The organism is Citreimonas sp. (genome assembly GCF_042096055.1).
Taxonomy (GTDB): domain Bacteria; phylum Pseudomonadota; class Alphaproteobacteria; order Rhodobacterales; family Rhodobacteraceae; genus Citreimonas.
Genome location: NZ_JBELMH010000026.1, coordinates 23,532 through 36,582 on the forward strand (window position 1 = coordinate 23,532; position 13,051 = coordinate 36,582).

At 70.2% G+C, this 13,051-nt stretch carries 17 protein-coding genes and 2 tRNA genes; 12 read left to right on the top strand and 7 right to left on the bottom strand.

The window, feature by feature from the left end; genetic code table 11:
• Positions 1-32: 32 nt before the first annotated feature.
• Positions 33-785, top strand: coding sequence for a Rho termination factor N-terminal domain-containing protein (locus tag ACFDTC_RS07970; protein WP_375258349.1), 753 nt, complete (start codon positions 33-35; stop codon positions 783-785).
• A 47-nt stretch (positions 786-832) separates the two neighbouring features.
• Here the strand turns inward: ACFDTC_RS07970 and ACFDTC_RS07975 are convergent.
• Positions 833-916, bottom strand: a tRNA-Tyr gene (locus ACFDTC_RS07975).
• A gap of 128 nt (positions 917-1,044) precedes the next feature.
• Here ACFDTC_RS07975 and rlmB point away from each other — a divergent pair.
• The 5 genes from rlmB (at position 1,045) to nusB (ending at position 4,347) form a co-directional block, all read left to right on the top strand.
• Positions 1,045-1,845, top strand: a complete 801-nt coding sequence (rlmB, locus tag ACFDTC_RS07980; RefSeq protein ID WP_375258350.1) for a 23S rRNA (guanosine(2251)-2'-O)-methyltransferase RlmB — start codon at positions 1,045-1,047, stop codon at positions 1,843-1,845.
• A 3-nt stretch (positions 1,846-1,848) separates the two neighbouring features.
• Complete coding sequence (locus ACFDTC_RS07985) at positions 1,849-2,172, top strand: hypothetical protein (protein ID WP_375258351.1); 324 nt, start codon at positions 1,849-1,851, stop codon at positions 2,170-2,172.
• A gap of 65 nt (positions 2,173-2,237) precedes the next feature.
• Positions 2,238-3,365, top strand: a complete 1,128-nt coding sequence (gene ribB / locus ACFDTC_RS07990) for a 3,4-dihydroxy-2-butanone-4-phosphate synthase (RefSeq protein ID WP_375258352.1) — start codon at positions 2,238-2,240, stop codon at positions 3,363-3,365.
• Positions 3,365-3,877 (top strand): 6,7-dimethyl-8-ribityllumazine synthase, encoded by a 513-nt coding sequence (locus ACFDTC_RS07995; protein ID WP_375258353.1) that lies wholly within the window; start codon positions 3,365-3,367, stop codon positions 3,875-3,877. The genes ribB and ACFDTC_RS07995 overlap by 1 nt, the downstream gene beginning before the upstream one ends.
• Positions 3,874-4,347 (top strand): transcription antitermination factor NusB, encoded by a 474-nt coding sequence (gene nusB / locus ACFDTC_RS08000; protein ID WP_375258354.1) that lies wholly within the window; start codon positions 3,874-3,876, stop codon positions 4,345-4,347. The genes ACFDTC_RS07995 and nusB overlap by 4 nt, the downstream gene beginning before the upstream one ends.
• A gap of 482 nt (positions 4,348-4,829) precedes the next feature.
• Here the strand turns inward: nusB and ACFDTC_RS08005 are convergent, their stop codons facing one another.
• Both ACFDTC_RS08005 and ACFDTC_RS08010 read right to left on the bottom strand, forming a co-directional pair.
• A complete protein-coding gene (locus ACFDTC_RS08005; protein WP_375258355.1) occupies positions 4,830-5,573 on the bottom strand; it encodes a hypothetical protein in 744 nt (247 codons plus the stop codon).
• The gene (locus ACFDTC_RS08010) at positions 5,574-6,908 is read right to left on the bottom strand and encodes a hypothetical protein (protein WP_375258356.1); all 1,335 of its coding nucleotides are present in this window, start codon (positions 6,906-6,908) and stop codon (positions 5,574-5,576) included. It abuts the gene before it with no gap.
• 103 nt (positions 6,909-7,011) lie between these two features.
• Between ACFDTC_RS08010 and ACFDTC_RS08015 the strand changes: the two genes are divergently transcribed.
• Positions 7,012-7,473 carry an MmcB family DNA repair protein gene (locus ACFDTC_RS08015; RefSeq protein WP_375258357.1) on the top strand — a complete coding sequence of 154 codons (462 nt, stop codon included), beginning with the start codon at positions 7,012-7,014 and terminating at the stop codon, positions 7,471-7,473.
• Here the strand turns inward: ACFDTC_RS08015 and ACFDTC_RS08020 are convergent, their stop codons facing one another.
• Positions 7,474-7,677 carry a DUF6324 family protein gene (locus ACFDTC_RS08020; RefSeq protein WP_375258358.1) on the bottom strand — a complete coding sequence of 68 codons (204 nt, stop codon included), beginning with the start codon at positions 7,675-7,677 and terminating at the stop codon, positions 7,474-7,476.
• A gap of 84 nt (positions 7,678-7,761) precedes the next feature.
• Here ACFDTC_RS08020 and ACFDTC_RS08025 point away from each other — a divergent pair, with 84 nt between their 5' ends.
• On the top strand, positions 7,762-8,238 hold the full coding sequence (locus tag ACFDTC_RS08025; RefSeq protein ID WP_375258359.1) for a GNAT family N-acetyltransferase: 477 nt from the start codon (positions 7,762-7,764) through the stop codon (positions 8,236-8,238).
• 48 nt (positions 8,239-8,286) lie between these two features.
• A tRNA-His gene (locus ACFDTC_RS08030) sits at positions 8,287-8,363 on the top strand.
• A gap of 40 nt (positions 8,364-8,403) precedes the next feature.
• Here ACFDTC_RS08030 and ACFDTC_RS08035 read toward each other — a convergent pair.
• Together ACFDTC_RS08035 and ACFDTC_RS08040 are read right to left on the bottom strand one after the other, a co-directional pair.
• Entirely contained in the window at positions 8,404-8,871 is a 468-nt protein-coding gene (locus ACFDTC_RS08035) for a hypothetical protein (RefSeq protein ID WP_375258360.1), read from the bottom strand.
• Positions 8,872-8,934: 63 nt separating this feature from the next.
• On the bottom strand, positions 8,935-9,270 hold the full coding sequence (locus ACFDTC_RS08040; protein ID WP_375258361.1) for a DUF6476 family protein: 336 nt from the start codon (positions 9,268-9,270) through the stop codon (positions 8,935-8,937).
• Between ACFDTC_RS08040 and ACFDTC_RS08045 the strand changes: the two genes are divergently transcribed.
• The 3 genes from ACFDTC_RS08045 to ACFDTC_RS08055 all read left to right on the top strand — a co-directional run bounded on the left by ACFDTC_RS08045 (position 9,269) and on the right by ACFDTC_RS08055 (position 12,471).
• Positions 9,269-10,294 carry an RluA family pseudouridine synthase gene (locus ACFDTC_RS08045; protein ID WP_375258362.1) on the top strand — a complete coding sequence of 342 codons (1,026 nt, stop codon included), beginning with the start codon at positions 9,269-9,271 and terminating at the stop codon, positions 10,292-10,294. The two genes, ACFDTC_RS08040 and ACFDTC_RS08045, sit on opposite strands and share 2 nt — an antisense overlap.
• 224 nt (positions 10,295-10,518) lie before the next feature.
• Positions 10,519-11,412, top strand: a complete 894-nt coding sequence (rpoH, locus tag ACFDTC_RS08050) for an RNA polymerase sigma factor RpoH (protein WP_375258363.1) — start codon at positions 10,519-10,521, stop codon at positions 11,410-11,412.
• 69 nt (positions 11,413-11,481) lie between these two features.
• Complete coding sequence (locus tag ACFDTC_RS08055; RefSeq protein WP_375258364.1) at positions 11,482-12,471, top strand: Gfo/Idh/MocA family protein; 990 nt, start codon at positions 11,482-11,484, stop codon at positions 12,469-12,471.
• 67 nt (positions 12,472-12,538) lie between these two features.
• Here the strand turns inward: ACFDTC_RS08055 and ACFDTC_RS08060 are convergent.
• A partial coding sequence (locus ACFDTC_RS08060; RefSeq protein ID WP_375258365.1) for a zinc-binding dehydrogenase occupies positions 12,539-13,051 on the bottom strand: 513 nt, incomplete at its 5' end.

Here is a 13,051-nt window from a genome sequence, read left to right on the forward strand (position 1 = left end):
GTCGCCCTGTAGCCGAGCACGGAGGGCACGCGATGGCCGAGGCGAAGAAGACCGACCCGAAGCTTTGGGACAAGGTGAAGGACGAGATCACCGACTCGTCGAAGGGCGGGAAGAAGGGCCAGTGGTCGGCCCGCAAGGCGCAGATGGCGGTGCGGGAATACAAGCGGCGCGGTGGCGGCTACGCCGATGACGGGCCGGACCAGGACCAGACGCACCTGCACCAGTGGACCGAGGAGGAGTGGGGCACCAAGTCCGGCAAGGAGTCGCTGGACTCGGGCGAACGCTACCTGCCGAAGGAGGTGCGCCTGCTGCTGACCGAGGACGAGTACGCGCGGTCGACCCAAGCCAAGAAGGGCGCCGACGGTCAGTACGCCGACCAGCCCGACGACGTGGCGCGCAAGGCCGCGCGCATCCGCAAGAGCGGCCCGACCCGCAGGATGATCGAGGAACGCGCCTCGGAACTGGGGATCAGGGGCCGGTCGTCGATGGGCAAGGACGCGCTGCTGCGGGCCATCGACAAGGCGACCGACGAGAACGGCCGCGCCCCGGGCTCGCGCGCGGCGCTCGACGCGATGAGCAAGGCCGAACTGCAGGACAAGGCGCGCCAGCGGGGCATCGAGGGCCGCAGCGGGATGTCGAAGGACGATCTGGTGGCGGCGCTGGCCGATGGCGGCGGCGGCCTTGGCGGCAAGAGCAAGGACGAGCTTTATCGGATGGCGCAGAAGCGCGACATCGACGGTCGCAGCCGCATGTCGCGCGACGACCTGGTGCGCGCCCTGTCGTGACGGCGCCTCGCCGGCGGCGCGGGTCGTGTCGCGGATGGTCTGGAGAATGGTGGGCGACCTAGGAATCGAACCTAGCGTGCGTCTCCGCGAGGGAGTTACAGTCCCCTGCCACACCTTGCGGCCTGTCGCCCACCGGCACCGAAAGCGTCGGTGTGAGCGGGTGATTACTAGGGCGGTTTTGCCCCGTCAACCCGGAAATTCCTTGCCCTCGCGCCGGCCCGCATGCGATGGGCGAGGGCCACGGGAAAGGGTGCGACGCATGGCGAAAAAGCCGAAATGGGTGGTCGAGAAGGAGCGCGGCGCCAAGGCCGAAGAGGCGCGCACGGTGTGGCTCTTCGGGCACCACGCGGTGCGCGACGCGCTGGTCAATCCGCGCCGCGAGCGGCTGCGCCTGGTCCTCACGCCCAACGCCGCCGAGAAGCTGTCGGACGCCATCGCGCAAAGCGGAATGACGCCCGAGATCCACGACCCGCGCAGCTTCAAGGCGCCGCTCGATCCCGGCTCGGTCCACCAAGGGGCGGCGCTGGAGGTGGTGCCGCTGGACTGGGGGCGGGTCGAGGACGTGGCGCCGGGCGGGCCGGGCGCGCGGCTGGTGCTGCTCGACCGGGTGACCGATCCGCACAACGTCGGCGCCATCCTGCGCTCGGCCGAGGTGTTCGGCGCGCAGGCGGTGATCGGCCCGCGCCACCACGCCGCACCCGAGACCGGCGCGCTGGCCAAGACCGCCAGCGGCGCGCTGGAACGCCAGCCCTACCTGCGGGTGCGCAACCTGTCAGACACGATCCTGGAGCTGCGCGCCATCGGCTGGCTGGTCCTCGGTCTCGACGGCGAGGCCGAGACCACGATCGAGGGCGCCCTCGACGGCCGGCGCGACCGGCCCGTGGCGCTGGTACTGGGCGCCGAGGGGCCGGGGCTGCGGCCGCGCACGAAGGAAAGCTGCGACGCGCTGGTGGGCATCGCGGCGGCGGGGGATTTCGGCTCGCTCAACGTGTCGAACGCGGCGGCGGTCGCGCTATATGCCAGCCTGCCGCGCGCGGGGGGCGGCAGGACGCCGGAGTAGACGATGCCAGCCATCAAGGTTGCCACCTGCACCTATTGCGGCACGCGCGCGGCGCTGGTCCTGAGCGGGCAGACGCGGCACGAACTGGCCTGCAGCGCCTGCGGCGCGCCGCTGCACGACCTCAAGATGCTGCGCGCCGACGCGGACCACGCGCCGCGCTACGGCCGGGCGCCGGACCGTGCGATGCCGGACCGGCCGCGGAAGGCCGGGCGGCGCGACAAGGCCAAGGGCCTCGAGGCGGTGGCGCTGGGGCTGCTGGGCAATTCGCGGCTGAAGCGCAAGCTGCTGAAGAAGGCGATCAAGGCGGCCGGCGACATCTTCGACTGACGCGGCTTTGCTCTGGCCATCGGGGCTGCGCTGCCGTATCTGGCGCGGGACGAAACGGAGGCCACATGGCGGATTACGAGACCCCCGGACCGGTCGAGGAGAACTGGCGCGACGCGATCTCCTCGGTCGAGGAAATCATCGACGACGCGCGGTCCGGGCGGATGTTCATCCTGGTCGACCACGAGGACCGCGAGAACGAGGGCGACCTGGTGATCCCGGCGCAATGGGCGACGCCCGATGCGGTGAACTTCATGGCGCTCTACGGCCGCGGGCTGATCTGCCTTGCCATGACAGGCGAGCGGATCGGCGAACTGGGCCTGCAGCTGATGTCGACGAACAATTCGAGCCGGCACGAGACCGCCTTCACCACCTCGATCGAGGCGCGCGAAGGGGTCACCACGGGCATCTCGGCCGCCGACCGGGCGCGCACGATCCAGGTGGCGATCGACGCCAGCAAGGGTGCGGCCGACATCGCCACCCCGGGCCACGTCTTTCCGCTGCGCGCCAAGGCGGGCGGCGTGCTGGTCCGCGCGGGCCATACCGAGGCCGCGGTGGACGTGGCGCGCCTGGCCGGGCTGAACCCGTCGGGCGTGATCTGCGAGATCATGAACGACGACGGCACCATGGCGCGGCTGCCGGAACTGGTGGCCTTCGCGCAGCGGCACGGCCTCAAGATCGGCACGATCAGCGACCTGATTTCCTACCGCCGGCGCAACGACAACCTCGTGAAGGTCCGCACCGAGCAGACCATCACGTCGGAATTCGGCGGCGACTGGGCGATGCGCGTCTACGTCGACGAGACCCACGGCGACGAGCACGTGGTGCTGGTCAAGGGCGATCTGTCCGGCCCCGAGCCTGTGCTGGTGCGGATGCATGCGATGGACCCGATGCTGGACGTGATCGGCACCGGCCCGCGCGGCCGGGCGCACGAGTTCCAGCACGCGATGGAGGCCGTCGCCGCCGAGGGGCGGGGCGTCGTCGTGCTGCTGCGCGACACCTCGATGAAGATGGACGTGGGCGAGGAGGTCTCGCCCCGCACGCTGCGGCAATACGGGCTGGGGGCGCAGATCCTGTCCTCGCTCGGCCTGTCGAAACTCACGCTGCTGACGAACTCGCCCACGCCCAAGGTGGTGGGGCTCGAGGCCTACGGGCTCGAGATCGTCGGCACCCGCAAGATATCGGAGCTTGGCTGATGGCCGGATCGGAAACCCACTACACCCTGCCGCGGCCGGACTTCGACCGCCCGGTCAAGCTGCTGATCGTGGTGGCGCCGTACTACAAGGACATCGCCGACCAGCTGCTGGCCGGCGCGCGGGCCGAGATCGAGGCCGCGGGTGGCTCGCACCAGACGGTCGAGGTGCCCGGCGCGCTCGAGATCCCCACGGCGATCGGCATCGCCGGGCGGATGAGCGACTTCGACGGTTACGTCGCGCTGGGCTGCGTGATCCGCGGCGAGACCACGCATTACGAGACCGTGTGCAACGACAGCTCGCGCGGGCTGACGCTGCTGGGGCTGCAGGGGCTGTGCATCGGCAACGGCATCCTGACGGTCGAGAACCGCCAGCAGGCCGAGGCGCGCGCCGAGCATGCGGGCCAGAACAAGGGCGGCGGCGCCGCCGCGGCCGCGCTGCACCTGATCGCGCTGGCGCGGCACTGGGGCGCGCAGCGCAAGGGCGTCGGCTTCGTCCCCGGAGACGCGTCATGACCGAGCTTTCGGGCAACCAGAAGCGCAAGATGCGCAGCGCCGCGCGGCTTTACGCGGTGCAGGCGCTGTTCCAGATGGAGCAGTCGGATTCCAGCGTCGATGCGGTGCGGCGCGAATTCCTCGACTACCGCTTCGGCGCGACGACACCCGAGGGCGACGAGATGGCCGAGGGCGACGTGGACCTGTTCACCGAGGTGACCGAGCAAGCGATCAACTGGCAGGCGCGGATCGACCAGCTGACCGACCGGGCGCTGGTGGCCAAGTGGCCGATCGACCGGATCGACACCACGCTGCGGGCGCTGTTCCGCGCGGGGGGCGCCGAGCTGGTGGCGCTCGACACGCCGCCGAAGGTGGTGATCGCGGAATACGTCTCGGTCGCCGAGGCGTTCTACCCCGAGGGGCGCGAGCCGAAATTCGTCAACGCGGTCCTGGACCACATGGCGCGCGAGGCGAAGCCGGACGCGTTCTGAGCGTGTCCCACGATGGGACACTGGGGCGCCCCAGAAGAATCAATGGTTTGCAGAGACGAATTTACCTTTCGGTAACGAAGGCCGCCGAAAGACGCACCCCGCACCCGGCTTCTTCTCTCTGAAAATATCCCAGGGGAGTCCGCGAAGCGGGCGGGGGCAGAGCCCCCTCTTTCACGCCCTCACCGCCGCGATCCGCGGCGGCGGGCCGTCACCCGGCGCAGGCGCGGGGGAACGCAAGCGGCGGGAACCACGCCAACCGTGTGGGTCGTGCATTCCCGAGGACCTGTATGTACAGGTGGGCGCCAGGTAGCGAGACCACGGTCACGCCAGAGCCAGCTCCCTCGGATTTGCTTAAGGCCACCGGAATGTACCCGTTCACGAGAAGGGCAGAACCCGCCTGAGCGCAGAGGTAAGCCTGTCCCGGCCGTCTGACAAGGGCCGCCGAGAGAAAGTCCGACGGGCCGCGGCACGGGGTCGGTCGGTCAGCTTTCGGGGGTGACGAAGCCGTAGCGTTCCAGCTCTTCGGGCACCAGGATGTAGATCTCGTCCGGGGGCGTGCCGAGACCGTGGCGCATGACCATCGGGTCGATGCCCATCTCGTCGAGATAATCCATCACCTCGGCCTGGCTGGCCTGGATGTCCTCGACCGCGACGAAGGCGGGCAGCAGCACGTTGCGACCGTAGAAATGCTGGTGCACGCCGACCGAGGCGTCGGGGTCGATCCGGCGCGTGGCGCCCCCCGCCAGAAGGTAGGGGCAGGCCGACAGGCAGTATTCGCCCGACAGCATGCGCGTGCCGATACCGGCCTGGCGGATGGCGCGCCCCAGGGACAGCGCCTCGGACACGGTGCCGCCGGGGCTTTGCAGGATCAGCGTCTCGATCGCCGGGTCGGCCTCGGCCAGCATGTCGGCGATGCGGGTGGCGTCGCCCTCGGCGATCTCGCCCTCGAGCCGCCAGGTGGCGCCGGATTCGGGTGTCAGGACCAGCCGGTCGGGCAGGTCGCCGGGATCGCGCGCGGGCTGCACGGCGGGACGGTCGCGGTCGGGGGCGTAGGTGCGGCGCTGGTCGCCGGGGCGAACGGGCTGTGTGAGGCCCGGCGTCTCGGGGCCGAAGCCCGGCATGCGCAACTGGCCCAGCCGCATGTCGCCGAGGATCAGGAAGGCGGCGATGCCCAGCTGGAAGATCAGCACGCCCATCAGCGTGCGGGCGATGGCGTTGCGCGGCATCTACTCGGCCGCGTCACGCACGGGTGGCGGCGGCGGTGCCGCGCGGGGGCCTGCGTCCTGCGGGATCTGCGCCATCGCGCCCTCCATCTCGCGCATGGCGTGCAGGGCGGCGCGCAGCTCGGCCAGGGTCATGGTGTCCTCGACGCCCGAGCCCTCGCGCCCCTGCCGGATGGCCGAGCGGGTGATCGCGACGATGAAGACCAGCACCGCGGGCAGCAGGTCGATCGCGATGGCGCCCGCCCACGAAGGCACGAAGTTGCGCGCGTAGACGATCACCGCGTCGGCCGCCGACAGGGGCGTGTAGTCGATTTCCGCCGGGGGCTGCATGGCGATGACCTGCGCGGCGGCCTGGTCCAGCGTCGCCGCGCGCTGCGCCAGCACCTGCAGGACCGAGCCGATGGTCGCGGACTGGCTGTCGCGCGCGGCGTCGGTGCTGGCGTCGAGTTCGGGCAGCACCACCGATTCCGACAGGTCCTGCGCGGCGCGCTGCACGAGCGGGGCGACCGACAGCTGGCGCAGCTGGGTGATGATGCCCTGCAGGCGCACGGCGGCCTCGGAGAACTCGACCGAGCGCGCCTCGACCGGGCCCGGCTCGACCGTGAGCGAGCGCATGCGCGACAGGATCTGGTTGCCCTCGTCGAAGGCGGATTCGACCAGCGGCGTCTGCGCGGCGATCTGCGCTTCCAGCGTGGCGAGCTCGTCCGATTTCTGCCGCAGCACGCGGAAGACCGCGCCGCGCCCGGCGAGGCCCGACAGGGACCCTTGCGCCTCCTGCTCGGACAGGTCCTCGAAGCTCTGGCGCACGCGGGCGACGTCGCGCTCCAGCGCCTGCGCGGACAGCGCGACCTCGTGCGCGCGTTCCAGGCTGGACTGGTAGTCCTGCACCGTCTCGGCCAGGTGCTGTTCGACGGCCGCCGAGCCTGCCAGCGCCGCGGCGTTCAGCCAGGACGACATGGCCACGATGGCGAGGCTGCCCAGCCCCATCGCGGCGAAGAGCCCGGTGCGCGCGGCGGCGGTGCGCACCGACGGGAAGAGCCGCATGAGGTACGACCAGAACACGAAGATGCCGACCGAGACGGCGGTGGAATAGGCGATGGCGGCGAAGACGGACATGGCACCGTTGTCGTCCAGCAGCGACGAGACCCCGAGATAGGTGTAGATGCCCGAGGCGACCGCCAGCACGCCGAGCGCCGTGCCGGTGAAGGTGTTGAGCCAGCCCAGGTGATCCTCGAGCTCGCGCGCGGCGCGGACGTTGCGCGCCTCGGCCCGGCCGAGGCGGTGGCCGGTGTCGGGATCGGCCTCGTAGCGCGGCGCGGTGTCGGTGTCCTGCGGCATGGCGGTCTCCGTGAATGCCTGGAGACGCTAGTCGCGCCGACTGCGGAAGGAAAGCGGGGTTGCCGTTTGTTCACGGCTTGTTCATATTCGGGCCATGATTGGGATGAGCGACAGGCCCGGGATGGCCGAGATGAAACCCGGCCAGCTTCTGGCGCGGGGCGTGTGCCGGCACCTCGCCAGCATGGGCTTCTCGGTGGTCGAGGAATTCTGCCCCGAGCGCGGCAAGCGGCTGGACGTCATGGCGCTGGGCCCCAAGGGCGCGCTGTGGGTGATCGAGTGCAAGTCGAGCGTGGCCGACTTCACCTCGGACGCGAAATGGGAAGGCTACCTGGAATGGGGCGACCGGTATTTCTGGGCGGTGGACCAGGATTTCCCGACCGAGCGGCTGCCGGACGGGACCGGGCTGATCGTCGCCGACGCCTACGACGCCGAGATCCTGCGCATGGGCCCCGAGACGAAGCTGGCCGGCGCGCGGCGCAACGCGGTCATCCGGCGCTTCGCGCAGCACGCGGCGCGCCGGCTGCACGGCCTGCGCGATCCGGGCGCGTGCCTGGGCGAGCTCTAGTCAGCGGCGGCCCTTGGGCTTGACACGGCGGGCGGCCTGGATCGCGGCGCGCAGTTCGTCGACGATCTCCTCGGCCTCCTCGGGGTCGAAGTCCATCGGGATCTCGAGCCCGCCGTCGGCGGTCACGAAGAGGCGCACCTGGCCCATGTCGGTCGGTCCGATCTGCAGGTTCGCCTCGATGTCGCGTTCGTCGTTGATGCCCATGGCTGACCCTTTGCGGTTTGGCAGGCCACAGCGCTAAAGCCGGCGCGGTTGATTTGCAAGCGCGCGCGGGGCTAGCTGGCGGGCATGGAGGCTGTGCTGCGACCCTATCGACCGGAGGATCACGCGTGGCTGCTGGCGCTGCACGTGACGCATTACGCACGCGTCGAGGGTTTCGACGAAAGCTTCGGAGAGGTGGTCGACGGCGCGCTGTCGTCGTTCGAGACTGGGCACGACCCGGCGCGCGAGCGTGGGTTCGTGGCCGAGGCGGATTGTCCGCTGGGCAGCATCTTCTGCGTGCGCGAGGACGATACGACGGCGCGGCTGCGGATGTTCATCCTGCACGACGCGGCGCGCGGCACCGGGCTGGGCCGGCGGATGCTGGGCGCGTGCACCGATTTCGCACGCGCGGCGGGCTATCGGCGCATGGTGCTGGGCACGCATGAAAGCCACCGCGCGGCCTGCGCGCTGTACCGAAGCGCGGGCTGGCGGTGCGTGGCGTCGCGCCCGGTGCACAGTTTCGGCGTCGATCTGGTGGAACAGCGCTGGGAGACGGATCTCTAGGATTCGCGCTTGCAATCGATCCGGGCTCTGGGTATTTCGCCCTCGCGTGCCGCCTTAGCTCAGTTGGTTAGAGCGCTAGATTGTGGATCTAGAGGTCCCCCGTTCGAGCCGGGGAGGCGGTACCATCCCCCAAGAACGCATCGCCGGGCCGAGGACGCCGCGCCATCAGGTCACCAGTGCTGCGGAGCCACGCTTGCGATGCGGGCGCAGCCAGCGGATGCCGTCGGCCAGCGAGTAGGTGACGAACAGCTTCGACGGGTCGATGACGCTGCGCGCGTCGGACAGGTTCTGGAACATCCGCATCGTGCCGTAGGCGGCCTCGCTGCCGACGATCATCGCGCGCGGCGTCGTCTGCCGGTTCCGGTTGCGCGAGCTCAGGTGCACCCAGGCCTTCACGACCTCGGTGCCGACGTCGTCGAAGGCAGAGCCGCGCATGTCGTGGATGGTGGGCGTGGCGCAGGCCTCGGGGCCCATGCTGTTGAGCCAGTCGAGAAAGATCCGGTGCGTCTCGGTCGTCAGGGCGTGGGGCTGGCGGATGTAGAACATGCCGTAGGCGGCGCGGACCTCGAACGTCTCGAACCGGGCGACGACGGTCGAGTGCGCGCAAGGGTTGGAGCTGGATGGTTGCGCCATGCGGTCAACGGTTTCCGGGGTTCTCCAATAAGTTGTGGCAGTATGAAGGGGGGCGCACGCGTGTCAAGGAGACGCCGGATCGGCACCGGTCGCCTGCGGCACGACAGCGATACTCTGGCGCAGCGTGCCGGCGGCGCGGTCGAAGATCAGGATGCGGTCGTCGGCGGTGACAACGGCGTACCAGTCGGGCCCTTGGGTGAAGGCCGTGGCGGTGGTGCCGTCGGGCAGGGCGATGCGCTCTGGCAAGGGCGCGCGGGCGTTGCTATAGCCGTGCCACAGCAGGGCGGTCATCGCGACGACCGCGCCGATCATCACCACCATCAGAACCGTCACCAGCCGGCGCAGCAGCCGCAGCGCGGGCGGCTCGGGAAGCTCGTCTTCGGGCCGGAGTGAAGACATGGACCGGATCCTTCGCGTCACCATCGCGGCCGCGCCGCCGCCGCGCCTTGATAAGGCGCTGGCGCGCGATGTGCCAGAGGAGGCCGCGCTGTCGCGCACCCGGCTGTCGCGCCTGATCGCCGAGGGTGCCGTCAGCCGCGGCGCCGAGGTGCTGCGCGATCCCAAGGCCTGCGTCGAGGAGGGCGACGAGATCGCCATCGCGGTGCCCGCGCAGCAGGATTACCACGTCGAGGCGCAGGCGATCGCGCTGGATGTCCGGCACGAGGACGACGACCTGATCGTCGTCAACAAGCCCGCCGGCATGGTGGTGCATCCCGCGCCGGGATCGCCCGACGGCACGCTGGTCAACGCGCTGCTGCACCATTTCGGCGGCAACCTGTCCGGCGTCGGCGGCGAGAAGCGGCCCGGCATCGTGCACCGCATCGACAAGGACACGACCGGCCTGCTGGTGGTGGCCAAGTCCGACCGCGCGCATCACGCGCTGGCCGCGCAGTTCGCCGACCACTCGGTCGACCGAGCCTACATGGCGGTGGTGCACGGCGTGCCCGACCAGGCCGACCCGCGGCTGCTGGGCACGCGCGGCGTGTCGGTCGAGGGCGGCGCGATCACCATCACCTCGGGGCTGGCGCGGCACCGGACGGACCGGCAGCGGCAGGCGGTCTATTTCGACGGGCACGGGCGCCACGCGATCACCCGCGCGCGGGTGCTGGAGCGCTTCGGCACGCCGCCGGCGGCCGCCCTGGTGGAATGCCGGCTGCAGACCGGGCGCACGCACCAGATCCGGGTGCACATGGCGCATGCGGGCCACGCGCTGATCGGTGATCCGGTCTATGGCGGGCGGCGCAAGCTGTCGGTCAAGGCGCTGGGCGCGGACGCGCTGGCCGTGGCGCAGGACTTCCACCGGCAGGCGCTGCACGCGGCCGAGCTGGGCTTCGACCACCCCGACGGCAGCGGGCGGATGACGTTCCGCGCCGATCCGCCCGACGACCTGTCGGCGCTGATCGCCGCGCTGCGCGGCGCCTGACCGCGCCGCCGGGTGTAACATCCACTCACGCCGGCGCGCTGATGCGCACGGGGGCGTGAAGGCCGGCAATGCAACCTTACGCGGCCGCATTTCTTGTTTAAGTGAACGGTAACAGGATGCTGGCAGCGTCGGCGAATCGGGCTTCATCAGCTTGAACGCGACGATGTTAGCGCCTATCTGAATGTTAAGCCCGATAACATCGGGCGGTGATGGAGGGACGTGTCGTGAGCAACTATGCCAATCTGCCGGCGCCGTCGCCGGAGGCCGGCCTCAGCCGCTACCTGTCGGAAATCCGGCGCTTTCCGCTGCTGGAGCCCGAAGAGGAATACATGCTGGCCAAGCGCTGGGTCGAGGATCAGGACACCGAGGCCGCGCACCGGCTGGTGACCTCGCACCTGCGGCTGGCGGCGAAGATCGCCATGGGCTACCGCGGCTACGGCCTGCCGCAGGCCGAGGTGATTTCCGAGGCGAACGTCGGCCTGATGCAGGCGGTCAAGCGCTTCGACCCCGAGAAGGGGTTCCGCCTGGCGACCTACGCGATGTGGTGGATCCGGGCGTCGATTCAGGAATACATCCTGCGGTCCTGGAGTCTGGTGAAGCTGGGGACCACGTCGGCGCAGAAGAAGCTGTTCTTCAACCTGCGCAAGGCCAAAAGCCGCATCGGCGCGCTGGAGGAGGGCGACCTGCGCCCCGAGCACGTCGAGAAGATCGCGACCGACCTGGGCGTGACCACCGACGAGGTGATCTCGATGAACCGGCGGCTGTCGGGCGGCGACGCGTCGCTGAACGCCACCGTCGGCTCCGAGGGTGAGGGCACGATGCAGTGGCAGGACTGGCTGGAGGATGAATCCGCCGACCAGGCCGAGGATTACGCCGAGCGCAACGAGCTCGAATCCCGTCGTGCGTTGCTGATCGAGGCGATGAGCGTGCTCAACGATCGCGAGAAGGACATCCTGACCCAGCGGCGCCTGTCCGAGCAGCCGGTGACGCTCGAGGACCTGTCGTCGGTCTACGACGTCAGCCGCGAGCGCATCCGCCAGATCGAGGTGCGGGCCTTCGAGAAGCTGCAGAAGAAGATGCGCGATCTGGCCAAGCAGCAGGGCATGACCACCGCCTGAGCCCGCGGCGCGCTTGCAACTCGGCGCGTCCTCCCCGATACCGCTAACCGGTATCGGGGAGGATGACGTATGGATCACGTGAGATGGGGTATCCTGGGCGCGGCGAAGCTGGCGCGCACGACGATGGCGCAGGCCTGCCAGGTGGCCGAGGGCGGCACCTTCGCGGCGCTGGCCACCCGCGACCGGGCGAAGGCCGCGCCGTTCGTCGCGCTGAACCCCGACCTGCGGGTGCACGACAGCTATGACGCGCTGCTGGCCGATCCCGAGATCGACGCGGTCTACATCCCGCTGCCGAACCACATGCATGTCGAGTGGACGATCAAGGCCCTCGAGGCCGGCAAGCCGGTGCTGGTCGAAAAGCCGCTGGGCATGAACGTGGCCGACTACGACAAGGTCATCGAGGCGCGCGACCGCACCGGGCTGACCACGGTCGAGGCCTTCATGATCCCGCACCACCCGCAATGGCAGAAGGCGCGCGAGCTTTATCGCGAAGGCGCGATCGGCAAGCTGGTCAACGTCACCGCGAGCTTCAGCTACGACAACCGCAACGAGGCGTCGAACATCCGCAACCGAGTCGAGACCGGCGGCGGGGCGATCCCCGATATCGGCGTCTACATCTTCGGCTCGGTCCGGCTGGTGACCGGAGAGGAACCCGAGGAGCTGCACGACGTGCGCATCCGGCGCGAGAACGGCGTCGACGTCTGGGCACACGTGACCGCGCGGTTCCCGTCGTTCCAGTACGCGGGCATGGTCTCGATGCGGGCGGCGCCGTGGCAGGAGGTGACGTTCCACGGCGAGGGCGGCGTGATGCGGCTGGTCGCACCCTTCAACCCGCGCGTCTTCGGCGAGGCGCGCGTGATGCTGTCGCGGGTGGACCATCGCGGCGGCGGCTCGGAGGTGACCGAGTGGCGCTATCCCACGGCCGATCACTACGTGGCGCAGATCGAGGCGTTCAACCGCTGCCTGCTGGAGGGCGCCGAGGTGACGGTGCCGCTGGAATTCGGCCGCGGCACGCAGGAGATGATCGATCGGGTCTACGCCGCCGAACGGGGCGTGTGACGGCGATACGGCGCTCGCGGCCCTGCGGGCCGCGTCGCCCCGCCCGCCGTCCCCGGCCCGCGCGGGACTAGAGGTCGGCGATCTCGATCACCACCTTGCCGGTCGAGCGGCGGTCGCGCAGCAGGGCGAGGGCGGCCTCGGCCTCGTCCAGCGGCAGGGCGTGGCTGACATGGGGGCGGATGCGCTCCTGCCGGTGCCATTCCATCAGGATGCGCAGCGACTGCGTCAGCACATCGGGGCGGAAGCCCAGGTAGCCGCCCCAGTAGAGGCCCATCACGGTCAGGTTCTTGACCAGCAGGTGGTTGGCCTTGATCTGCGGCACCTCGCCCGAGGCGAAGCCGATGGTGAGGATGCGCGCCTCGGGGCGGCAGGCGCGGAAGGCCGCGTCGAACTGCGCGCCGCCCACCGGATCGTAGACCACGTCTGCACCGCCGAGCGCGCGCACCGCGTCGCGGATGTCGGTGTCGGTCGCGTCGATCAGGTGGTCGGCGCCGGCCTCGTGCGCGGCGCGCAGCTTGTCGCGGCCGCGGGCGCAGGCGATCACCCGCGCGCCCATCAGCTTGCCGATCTCGACCGCCGT

Coding starts and splice junctions, on each gene's coding strand:
- ACFDTC_RS07970 (WP_375258349.1), top strand. CDS start 33: ATGGCCGAGGCGAAGAAGACCGACCCGAAGCTTTGGGACAAGGTGAAG.
- rlmB (WP_375258350.1), top strand. CDS start 1,045: ATGGCGAAAAAGCCGAAATGGGTGGTCGAGAAGGAGCGCGGCGCCAAG.
- ACFDTC_RS07985 (WP_375258351.1), top strand. CDS start 1,849: ATGCCAGCCATCAAGGTTGCCACCTGCACCTATTGCGGCACGCGCGCG.
- ribB (WP_375258352.1), top strand. CDS start 2,238: ATGGCGGATTACGAGACCCCCGGACCGGTCGAGGAGAACTGGCGCGAC.
- ACFDTC_RS07995 (WP_375258353.1), top strand. CDS start 3,365: ATGGCCGGATCGGAAACCCACTACACCCTGCCGCGGCCGGACTTCGAC.
- nusB (WP_375258354.1), top strand. CDS start 3,874: ATGACCGAGCTTTCGGGCAACCAGAAGCGCAAGATGCGCAGCGCCGCG.
- ACFDTC_RS08005 (WP_375258355.1), bottom strand. CDS start 5,573: ATGCCGCGCAACGCCATCGCCCGCACGCTGATGGGCGTGCTGATCTTC.
- ACFDTC_RS08010 (WP_375258356.1), bottom strand. CDS start 6,908: ATGCCGCAGGACACCGACACCGCGCCGCGCTACGAGGCCGATCCCGAC.
- ACFDTC_RS08015 (WP_375258357.1), top strand. CDS start 7,012: ATGAGCGACAGGCCCGGGATGGCCGAGATGAAACCCGGCCAGCTTCTG.
- ACFDTC_RS08020 (WP_375258358.1), bottom strand. CDS start 7,677: ATGGGCATCAACGACGAACGCGACATCGAGGCGAACCTGCAGATCGGA.
- ACFDTC_RS08025 (WP_375258359.1), top strand. CDS start 7,762: ATGGAGGCTGTGCTGCGACCCTATCGACCGGAGGATCACGCGTGGCTG.
- ACFDTC_RS08035 (WP_375258360.1), bottom strand. CDS start 8,871: ATGGCGCAACCATCCAGCTCCAACCCTTGCGCGCACTCGACCGTCGTC.
- ACFDTC_RS08045 (WP_375258362.1), top strand. CDS start 9,269: ATGGACCGGATCCTTCGCGTCACCATCGCGGCCGCGCCGCCGCCGCGC.
- ACFDTC_RS08040 (WP_375258361.1), bottom strand. CDS start 9,270: ATGTCTTCACTCCGGCCCGAAGACGAGCTTCCCGAGCCGCCCGCGCTG.
- ACFDTC_RS08055 (WP_375258364.1), top strand. CDS start 11,482: ATGGATCACGTGAGATGGGGTATCCTGGGCGCGGCGAAGCTGGCGCGC.